Raw genomic sequence first — 8,520 nt, 5'->3', positions numbered from 1 at the left:
GCACCGCGGCTACGACACGCTGCGTGAGGGCTCGCTGCAGCTGCGTGATCGCGCCGCCTATGCGGGCGAGCGCAGCATGCGCTACGTACGCGACGAGCCGGTCAAGTCGGTGGTGATCGCCGCCGTGGCGGCGGGCGCGCTGATGGCGCTGGCGCACTGGCTGTCGCGTCGCAGCGACCGCTGAGGCGCACACCTCCTACAGTGCCGTGCGCCGACCGGCTGCGGCGCCTCGTTTTCCCACGGCGGGTCGGCGCAGGCACGGCACATGCTGCAGGGTGGCCGGCGCTGCCCGCCCTGGAAAACGGCCGCCATCCACCGACCACCACCGAGGATTTCAAATGCAAAGAACCAAGGCACCGATGCAGGATGCGACCGGCGACAGCAGCAACGACTCTTCGCTTCGTCTGGACGAGGCCGCCATCAAGCAGGCCGCCACTCAGCTCGACGGCGGCGCCGTGACACCCGGCTACGGCCAATGGCGCGACCAGATCGTCAAGCTGCTCAACGATTCGCTCGCCACCGAACTGGTGTGCGTGCTGCGCTACAAGCGTCATTACTTCACCGCGCAAGGCATTGCCTCGTCGGCGGTGGCTGAAGAATTTCTGGAGCATGCCAACGCCGAAGCGGGCCACGCCGACCGCATCGCGGCGCGCATCGTGCAGCTCGGCGGCGAGCCCGACTTCAACCCCGACACGCTGACTCAGCGCAGCCACGCCGACTACGACACCTCGTCGGACCTCAAGGCGATGATCCGAGCCAACCTGGTGGCCGAGCGCATTGCGGTGGAAACCTACCGCCAGATGGTGCAGATCATCGGCGACAAGGATCCAACCACGCGCCGCATCCTCGAAGACGTGCTGGCCGACGAGGAAGAGCATGCCGACGAGATGAAGGACCTGCTCTCGCTTTAGCTTGCGGCGCAGCACTGCAACGCGCCGTGGGGCGGCCCGAGCGGCGTGCCTACGCGCAGCTGCCGCCCGCCTTAAACCGCGAGCAGATGCTCGCGGTAGTGGACGAGCTCGTCGATCGATTCGTGTACGTCGGCCAGCGCCGTGTGCGCCTGGGCCTTCTTGACGCCCTCGAGGATGGCCGGCTTCCAACGGCGGGCCAGTTCCTTGAGCGTGCTCACGTCGAGATTGCGGTAGTGGAAGAAGGCTTCCAGCGCCGGCATGTCCTTGGCGAGAAAGCGCCGGTCCTGACAGATGGAGTTGCCGCACATCGGCGATTTGCCGGCGCCGACATAGGCCTTCAGGAAGGCCATCACCTGCGCCTCGGCCGAGGCCTCGTCGATGGTCGACGCCTTCACGCGCTCGATCAGGCCGCTTTTGCCGTGCGTGCCCTTGTTCCAGGCGTCCATGCCGTCGAGCACGGCGTCGCTCTGGTGAATGGCGAACACCGGCCCTTCGACGCGCGTCGCCAGGTTCGCGTCGGTCACCACCACCGCGATCTCGATGATGCGGTCGCTCCGCGGGTCCAGGCCGGTCATCTCGAGATCGATCCAGACCAGGTTCTGTTCGTTTTTTGCCAGCGCAACGGCGGCGGTGTCCGGGGTATCGGTCATGGGGGTCTCAGCGTGCTTTCGAGCGGCGCATTGTCGGCCAACATTTACACTCCAAGCCCATGTCGTCCCCCCTTCTGACCCTGCTGTTCACCGTGTTTCTGGCGGCTTCGGTGTTGCTGCGGCTGTGGCTCGCCAGCCGGCAGATACGGCATGTGGCGGCGCACCGCGCTGCCGTGCCCAATGCCTTTGAAGCCACCGTGACGCTGGCGGCCCACCAGCGCGCCGCCGACTACACCATCGCCAAGCTGCGCCTGGGCATCTTCACCATGGCCTTCGGCGCCGCCATGCTGCTCGGCTGGACCTTGCTTGGCGGTCTCGACGCGCTCAATGCGTGGCTGCTCGAGCATGCGCACCCGCGGCTGGGCGACCTCGGCTACCAGCTCGCGCTGCTGGCGGCGTTTGCCGCCATCAGCAGCCTCATCGAACTACCGCTTGAAGCCTGGAGCACCTTCGGGCTCGAGCAGCGCCACGGCTTCAACCACATGAAGCCCGGCCTGTGGTGGGCCGACCAGTTGAAGTCGCTCGCGCTCGCCACGGCGGTCGGCCTGCCGCTGGCCGCGCTCATGCTCTGGCTCATGGCTGCGGCCGGGCCGGGGTGGTGGCTCTGGGGCTTCGGCGTGTGGGTGGCCTTCAGCCTGCTCGCGCTGCTGGTCTACCCGAGCGTCATTGCGCCCTTGTTCAACAAATTCCAGCCGCTCGAAGACGGCGCACTCAAGGCCCGCGTGGAGTCGCTCATGGCGCGCTGCGGTTTCGCTGCCCAGGGCCTGTTCGTGATGGACGGCAGCCGCCGCTCGGCCCATGCCAACGCCTACTTCACCGGTTTCGGTAAGGCCAAGCGCGTGGTGTTCTTCGACACCCTGCTGGCCAAGCTCTCGCCCACCGAGGTCGAGGCGGTGCTCGCGCACGAACTGGGCCACTTCAAGCACCGCCATGTGGTCAAGCGCGTTGCCATGTTGTTCGCGCTCAGCCTGGCTGCGTTCGCGCTGCTCGGCTGGCTCTCGCAGCAGGTCGGCTTCTACACCGGCCTGGGCGTCGCGCCCGCGCTCGGCGTGCCCAACGACGCGCTCGCGCTGCTGTTGTTCCTGCTGGCCGGGCCGGTGTTCGGCTTCTTCGTCACGCCGCTGTTCGCCCGCCTCTCGCGCCGCCATGAGTTCGAGGCAGACGCCTACGCCTGCGCGCAGACGAGCGCGCGCGACCTGGGCGCTGCCCTGCTCAAGCTCTACGAGGACAACGCCTCGACACTCACGCCCGACCGGCTCTACGTGCGCTTCTACTACTCGCACCCGCCGGCCTCCGAGCGGCTGGCGGCGATGGGCGCGCTCGGCGCCGCGGCGCCTTGATGAAAGCCAGCGCTTGAGCCGCACGGTCGAACTCGACCTCGGGCTGGTGGTCGCCGGCCACGGCCGCCACTACATCATCGAGACGCCCGAGGGCCGGCGCCTGATCTGCCATCCACGCGGCAAGAAAAGCGACGCCGTGGTGGGCGACCGCGTGCGCTGGCAATCCACCGGCGGCGACCACGATGAAGGCGTGATCGAACAGCTGGAGCCGCGCCGCAACCTGCTGTTCCGGCAGGACGAGTGGAAGACCAAGTCCTTTGCCGCCAACCTCGACCTGCTGCTGGTGTGGGTGGCGGTGGACCCGCAGTTCAGCGAGTCCCAACTCGCGCGCTCGCTGATCGCGGCTGAATCGGCCGGCATTGCGGCGAGCATCGTGCTCAACAAGAGCGACCTGCCCGATGCGCCCGCACAGCTCGAGCGCCTGGCGCCCTACCGCGCGATGGGCTACCACGTCATCGAGCTGTCGCTCAAGGACGAGCGTGACGCGGCAGAGGCAGTGCTCAAGCCGGCCCTGGCCGGCCGCACGACACTCGTGCTCGGGCCTTCGGGCACCGGCAAGAGCACCCTGATCAACGCACTGATCCCCAATGCCAAGGCGCAGGTCGGCGAAATTTCCAAGGCGCTCAACTCCGGCCGCCACACCACCACCACCACGCAGTGGTACTGGCTCGAGCGCGAGACGCAAACCGCGCTGATCGACTCGCCGGGCTTCCAGGAATTCGGCCTCCAGCAGATCGCGCCGACCGAACTGCCCGGCTACATGCCCGACCTGCGCGAACACGCCGACGGCTGCCGCTTCTACAACTGCGCTCATCGCCATGAGCCGGGCTGTTCGGTGATTGCCGCGGTGGAGCGCGGCGCGATCACCGCCAATCGCTGGCGCATCTACGGGCAGTTGATGGACGAGCTGTCGAGCGGGCCGAGGCGCTAGCCGGGCAAGCATTGGCTCGTCGCCCCGCCGGGGAAGAGCCTCAGTGAGGGCGTCGCGCCAAGCCGCACGGGCCCACCGCGGCCCTCTCCTTGAAGCGGCGAGGGAGCCAGCGGGGCCGCGCGGCGCGGTCGCTACTCGAGCGTGAAGCCGACCTTGAGCGACACCTGCCAGTGCCCCACCTTGCCATCGACGACGTGGCCGCGCGTCTCGGTGACCACGAACCAGTGGATGTTGCGCACCGTTTCGCTGGCCTTGGCGACGGCTTTTTGCACCGCGTCTTCGATGCTGATGGCCGACGAGCCGGTCAGCTCGAGCAGTTTGTAGACGTGTTCGCTCATCGCTTGCTCCTGGGTGTGGACGTGGCCGTCTCGGCCGGTTTCGCGCCGCCTTGCTGCAGGGCTTCGGACATGCCGATCAGCACGCCACTCACCAGCGCCGCATAGCTGTCCATCATGGCCTGCCCGGCGCGCAGGCTCATCGCCCGGCTGTCGCGCAAGGCGGTCTGCGCCTGCGTCATCAGCTGCTCGACCGCCGCGCTCGCCTGCGTGCCGGTGTCGGTGCCTTTGAGCTTCATCGACTCGAGCACCTGGCTCCACGGGCCCTGCAGCGGCGCCGCAGCGCCCTGCGCGGCCTTGCCGACGGTGGCGAACAGCGTGTCCTCCATCTTCTCGATCTCGGCAAGTGCGGTCTTGAGCCGCCCCTCCTGCAGGCCCATGCCCTGGTCGACGAACTGCTGCAGTGCGCGGCGGTTGGCCTCCACCGCTTGCAGCAATGCCGCGTCCATGCCGCCAAAGGCACTGCCGAGCATGGACTCGATGTCGGGCGCGCGCGCGTCATTCTTGGCCGCCCCGGCGCTCGCCGCCTGCGTCACCGTCTTGAGCACGCTGCGAATGTTGGAAAGTGTCAGCTCACGCCCCTGCAGGGCGCGCAGGGTGGCGGTGCTGACGGCCGTGCGCAGCGCCTCGCCCTGCTTGGCGGTGGCCTGCGAAAACATGTCGATCAGTGCGTCTTGGTCGATACCGGCGGTCTTGGCCATGGTGGTCCTCGTGGTGGTGAAAAAGGAATGCGCAGTGTGAGCCGAGCGCGTGCCCGAGACAAGCGCTGAACCGTCGCGATCTGGCCCACGCACGCAAGCCGTGGTGCGGCGTTCGCTCAGGCCGGGCGGCTCTTGCGAGCCGGCATGAAGCGCTTGGCCGCGTGTACCGCCGCCAGCACCAGCGCGCCGGCCACCAGGCCCACGACCGCATTGGCGAGCAGTGGTAGCAGCGCATGCAGCACGCCGCCGAGGCCACCGAACGCGGTGGCGCGCTCGGCCAGGCCTTCGATGGCATGCCCCAGCGGCGCTATGCCGTGGACGAGGATGCCGCCGCCCACCAGGAACATGGCCGCGGTGCCGGCCACCGACAAGAACCTCATCAGCCACGGCGCCGCGGTGAGGATGCCGCGCCCGATCGACTGCGCCAAGGCACCCGGGCGCCGGCTGAGCCACAGGCCGCCGTCGTCGAGCTTGACGATGCCCGCCACGAGACCGTAGACGCCCACCGTCATGATGAGCGCGATGCCGCCGAGCACGGCCACCTGCGTCATGAAGGGCTGGGCCGCCACCGTGCCGAGCGTGATGGCGATGATCTCGGCCGAGAGAATGAAGTCGGTGCGCACGGCGCCCTTGATCTTGTCCTTCTCCACCGCCACCAGGTCGGTCGTCGGGTCGGCCACGGCGCGTGCCAGTTCGGCGCGGTGGGCGTCGTCCTCGGCGTCGTGCAAGAACCTGTGCGCCAGCTTCTCGAAGCCCTCGAAGCAGAGGAAGGCGCCGCCGACCATCAGCAGCGGCGTCACCGCCCACGGCGCAAAGGCGCTGATCGCCAGCGCCGCCGGCACCAGGATGCCCTTGTTGATGAACGAGCCCTTGGCCACCGCCCACACCACCGGCAACTCGCGCTCGGCCTTCACGCCGGCCACCTGCTGCGCGTTGAGCGCCAGGTCGTCGCCCAGCACGCCGGCCGTCTTCTTGGCAGCCACCTTGGTGAGCAGCGACACGTCGTCGAGCACCGAGGCAATGTCGTCGATCAGGAGCAGCAGGCTGCTGGCGGCCATCGGGGGTCCTCGTCTCGTGGTGTTGGCGGTCAGCCGTGAGCGTCACGCACGCACTGCGCCTGCAACTCGGCCCAGCCGCGCGGGCCGAGCGCCCGCAGGCGGCGGATGTTGTTCTCGTAAATGGCGTCGGCCTCGGGAAACGCCTGCACCGCGCGCTCGACGCTCGCCTCGCGCAACAGGTGCAAGGTCGGGTAGGGCGAGCGGTTGGTGGCGTTGCCCAGGTCGCGGGCCTCGGTTGCGGCAAAGCGGTAATCGGGGTGGAAGCTCGCCACCTGCAACACCCCCGCGAGGCCGAGCTGCGCGAGCGCTGCGTCGGCCACGCCCAGAAAGTCGTTGAAGTCGGCGAAGTCGCCCAGCACGTGGGGGTGGATCAGCAAGCTGGTCTCGATCTGCGCTGGCTCGGCCTGCACGAGCAGGCGCATTTCGTCGCACAGCACGGCCAGCAGGGTGTCGGTGTCACGCGCAACGCATAGCAAATAGCGCACCTGCTGCTTCACCTGCACCGCCCGCGCGAACGGGCAGAGGTTCAGGCCGATGACCGCGCGCTCGACCCAGGCGCGGGTGTGGGCGATGGGGTCGAGTACGGCGGTGGGGTCGGGGTTCATCGGCGGGCCATGCGGTGGGCTGCGCAAAATGCGGGTGACGAGGCTAACAGCCGCTCACCCTGAAATGATGCCGACCCCTTCCCCCGAAGCCCTGCTTCACAGCCCCGCCGCCGAGCGCAACCAAGCGGCGATCCTCGACGTGCTGCAGCGTGTGCTGCCGGCCATGGGTGCGGCACTGGAGATCGCCAGCGGCACCGGGCAGCATGTCTGCCACTTCGCGGCCGCCCTGCCGGGCTGGGTCTGGCAGCCGAGCGATCCGGACCCGGCGGCGCTGGCGTCGACGGCGGCCCGGGTGGCGCACGCCGGCCTGGGCAACGTGCGTGTACCGCTGCGGCTCGACGTGACGGCTGTGCCGTGGCCGGTGGGCGAAGTCGATGCGATCTATTGCGCCAACTTGCTGCACATCGCGCCGTGGGCCGCCTGTGAGGCGCTGATGGTCGGCGCGGCGCGGCATCTGTCGGCGCGCGGCGTGCTGGTGACCTACGGGCCCTACTTCGTCGACGGCGAGCCGGCGGCGCCGGGCAACCTGTCCTTCGACGCCGACCTGCGCGCACGCGACACGGCATGGGGCGTGCGCCGCTTGCGCGACGTGGTGGCCCAGGCCGGGCGAGCGGGCCTTGCGCTGCGCGAACGTGTCTCGATGCCGGCCAACAACCTGGTGTTGGTGTTCGCGCGCGCCGCGCCCGTAATTGGACTTGACCCGCATCGACCGCATTGACGTGACGACCGCGCTGGCGGTGGTGTCAGACGTCGGCACGGACATAACCCGCTTCGCTAACCGATAAAGCACTTCACCTCATCACGGCTTGACCACCTGAAGCACGTACGAGTAAAAAACCAGGTCAAAAATCAGCAGTACCCACGGTAGCGTTCGCATCAGTAGGCGCTCTTGCGCCCAGCGGCTAAAAGAAGCACCCAGAGCAAAGAACGTAACACCCAAGCTGATCAATACCCACCCGGCTAGAACGGCGTGATGACCGCGTAGCTCCTGGTGCCCGAACATCCATTGGCCAAACTCAGGCCCCATCATGGGCAGAAGGACGCCGGTCGCAACTGCTCTCGAACCAGGCCAGATCAGCAGGAGCGCGAAGGGCGACACAACGATCATCAACAGGGCCGTATGGGCCCAGGTTGGCAGGTCGTCATCTTGAATCCATCCACTGGCCATGTGTGTCACCTAAGGTCGTAGGTCAGGCGCGACCGGAGGCCGTCGTCTCTGGGCTGACCAGTTAGCCAGCATAGGGGAGTAGCGTTGCACCATAGTTAGGCTCCGCATTTAGCAGCCGCATGCGCCAGCGCCTTGGTAGTTGATGACTTGACCGCTGCGGAAGCGGAGTGAGACCTGCGCTCGAATGTTCGTAAATTCGCAGCCGTCTGTCTTGGTCTTGGGGCAAGTGCTGGCAGCGGGGCTGTACTGGACTGTTGCCTTGAGCATTGGGGATGAATACACGTCGGTTGAGTGTCCTGGGGGATCGCCCTTGATAGAGGTTCCGAAGTGGCTTACGTGCGCGATGCTCAGTTCCTCGCCATCCAGCGTGATGAGGAGCGGTGCGTTTGGCTGTAATTCAGTGAAGAGGTGAGGTTGACTTGAGAAAGCTTGCTTTGTGCAGGGCACACCCGCAAGACGAATGCTGCATCCGCAGACGAGCCTCTCGGGTGCGATGCAAGCAAGCACTGGTGCCTTCAGCGTTAGCAACTGCGCATGCGCCGTGATCAATGCGGACAGGAGAGCCACGCAGATCGCGAGAATGCCTGGATGCATGTTTTTTGCGGAGCCTAACGAAGTTAACCGGTACTTTGCGGTAGGCCGAGTTTTGGCAAGAATGAAATGAAGCCCAAACTTGGACTGCCGCAATGTGTCCGGTTGAGCGAATGGTTAGGCCGCTGCTCATTGGTGCGGAAAAGCATTTGGCTTAGGTTCCAAGGCCAACCACGCTGCCAGTTTGGCGGCGCACTCACTAGCAGTGGTATTTGTTGTTTCAATGTCTA

General features: G+C 67.0%; 10 protein-coding genes and 1 pseudogene. 5 read left to right on the top strand and 6 right to left on the bottom strand.

Going from position 1 to position 8,520, the window contains the following annotated elements:
- A pseudogene (locus RMO12_RS03650) lies at positions 1-184 on the top strand (hypothetical protein); the annotation flags it as partial.
- A 154-nt stretch (positions 185-338) separates the two neighbouring features.
- Positions 339-911, top strand: coding sequence for a ferritin-like domain-containing protein (locus RMO12_RS03645; protein ID WP_309626681.1), 573 nt, complete (start codon positions 339-341; stop codon positions 909-911).
- 71 nt (positions 912-982) lie between these two features.
- Here RMO12_RS03645 and orn read toward each other — a convergent pair whose 3' ends face one another.
- Positions 983-1,561, bottom strand: a complete 579-nt coding sequence (orn, locus tag RMO12_RS03640; RefSeq protein ID WP_309626682.1) for an oligoribonuclease — start codon at positions 1,559-1,561, stop codon at positions 983-985.
- Between the two features lie 59 nt (positions 1,562-1,620).
- Here orn and RMO12_RS03635 point away from each other — a divergent pair, with 59 nt between their 5' ends.
- Together RMO12_RS03635 and rsgA are read left to right on the top strand one after the other, a co-directional pair.
- Positions 1,621-2,901: a M48 family metallopeptidase gene (locus tag RMO12_RS03635; protein WP_309638235.1), complete on the top strand. Its 1,281-nt coding sequence runs from the start codon at positions 1,621-1,623 to the stop codon at positions 2,899-2,901.
- Between the two features lie 13 nt (positions 2,902-2,914).
- On the top strand, positions 2,915-3,832 hold the full coding sequence (gene rsgA, locus RMO12_RS03630) for a ribosome small subunit-dependent GTPase A (RefSeq protein ID WP_309626684.1): 918 nt from the start codon (positions 2,915-2,917) through the stop codon (positions 3,830-3,832).
- 131 nt (positions 3,833-3,963) lie between these two features.
- Here rsgA and RMO12_RS03625 read toward each other — a convergent pair whose 3' ends face one another.
- The 4 genes from RMO12_RS03625 to RMO12_RS03610 form a co-directional block, all read right to left on the bottom strand.
- Positions 3,964-4,170, bottom strand: a complete 207-nt coding sequence (locus tag RMO12_RS03625) for a dodecin (RefSeq protein WP_309626685.1) — start codon at positions 4,168-4,170, stop codon at positions 3,964-3,966.
- The gene (locus RMO12_RS03620; RefSeq protein ID WP_309638234.1) at positions 4,167-4,868 is read right to left on the bottom strand and encodes a DUF6781 family protein; all 702 of its coding nucleotides are present in this window, start codon (positions 4,866-4,868) and stop codon (positions 4,167-4,169) included. The genes RMO12_RS03625 and RMO12_RS03620 overlap by 4 nt, the downstream gene beginning before the upstream one ends.
- Before the next feature lie 116 nt (positions 4,869-4,984).
- On the bottom strand, positions 4,985-5,926 hold the full coding sequence (locus RMO12_RS03615; protein WP_309638233.1) for a DUF808 domain-containing protein: 942 nt from the start codon (positions 5,924-5,926) through the stop codon (positions 4,985-4,987).
- A 29-nt stretch (positions 5,927-5,955) separates the two neighbouring features.
- Positions 5,956-6,531 carry a DUF1415 domain-containing protein gene (locus RMO12_RS03610; RefSeq protein ID WP_309638232.1) on the bottom strand — a complete coding sequence of 192 codons (576 nt, stop codon included), beginning with the start codon at positions 6,529-6,531 and terminating at the stop codon, positions 5,956-5,958.
- 67 nt (positions 6,532-6,598) lie between these two features.
- Between RMO12_RS03610 and RMO12_RS03605 the strand changes: the two genes are divergently transcribed.
- Positions 6,599-7,249 carry a DUF938 domain-containing protein gene (locus tag RMO12_RS03605; protein ID WP_309638231.1) on the top strand — a complete coding sequence of 217 codons (651 nt, stop codon included), beginning with the start codon at positions 6,599-6,601 and terminating at the stop codon, positions 7,247-7,249.
- An 81-nt stretch (positions 7,250-7,330) separates the two neighbouring features.
- Here the strand turns inward: RMO12_RS03605 and RMO12_RS03600 are convergent, their stop codons facing one another.
- The gene (locus tag RMO12_RS03600) at positions 7,331-7,708 is read right to left on the bottom strand and encodes a hypothetical protein (protein ID WP_309638230.1); all 378 of its coding nucleotides are present in this window, start codon (positions 7,706-7,708) and stop codon (positions 7,331-7,333) included.
- Positions 7,709-8,520: the final 812 nt, after the last annotated feature.

This window comes from Methylibium sp., from assembly GCF_031393925.1.
GTDB lineage: Bacteria > Pseudomonadota > Gammaproteobacteria > Burkholderiales > Burkholderiaceae_C > Methylibium.
This window is presented reverse-complemented; position numbering and strand designations above follow the sequence as displayed.

Excerpts from the sequence above, each read along its gene's own strand:
- RMO12_RS03645 (WP_309626681.1), top strand. The coding sequence starts at position 339 with ATGCAAAGAACCAAGGCACCGATGCAGGATGCGACCGGCGACAGCAGC.
- orn (WP_309626682.1), bottom strand. The coding sequence starts at position 1,561 with ATGACCGATACCCCGGACACCGCCGCCGTTGCGCTGGCAAAAAACGAA.
- RMO12_RS03635 (WP_309638235.1), top strand. The coding sequence starts at position 1,621 with ATGTCGTCCCCCCTTCTGACCCTGCTGTTCACCGTGTTTCTGGCGGCT.
- RMO12_RS03625 (WP_309626685.1), bottom strand. The coding sequence starts at position 4,170 with ATGAGCGAACACGTCTACAAACTGCTCGAGCTGACCGGCTCGTCGGCC.
- RMO12_RS03620 (WP_309638234.1), bottom strand. The coding sequence starts at position 4,868 with ATGGCCAAGACCGCCGGTATCGACCAAGACGCACTGATCGACATGTTT.
- RMO12_RS03615 (WP_309638233.1), bottom strand. The coding sequence starts at position 5,926 with ATGGCCGCCAGCAGCCTGCTGCTCCTGATCGACGACATTGCCTCGGTG.
- RMO12_RS03610 (WP_309638232.1), bottom strand. The coding sequence starts at position 6,531 with ATGAACCCCGACCCCACCGCCGTACTCGACCCCATCGCCCACACCCGC.
- RMO12_RS03605 (WP_309638231.1), top strand. The coding sequence starts at position 6,599 with ATGCCGACCCCTTCCCCCGAAGCCCTGCTTCACAGCCCCGCCGCCGAG.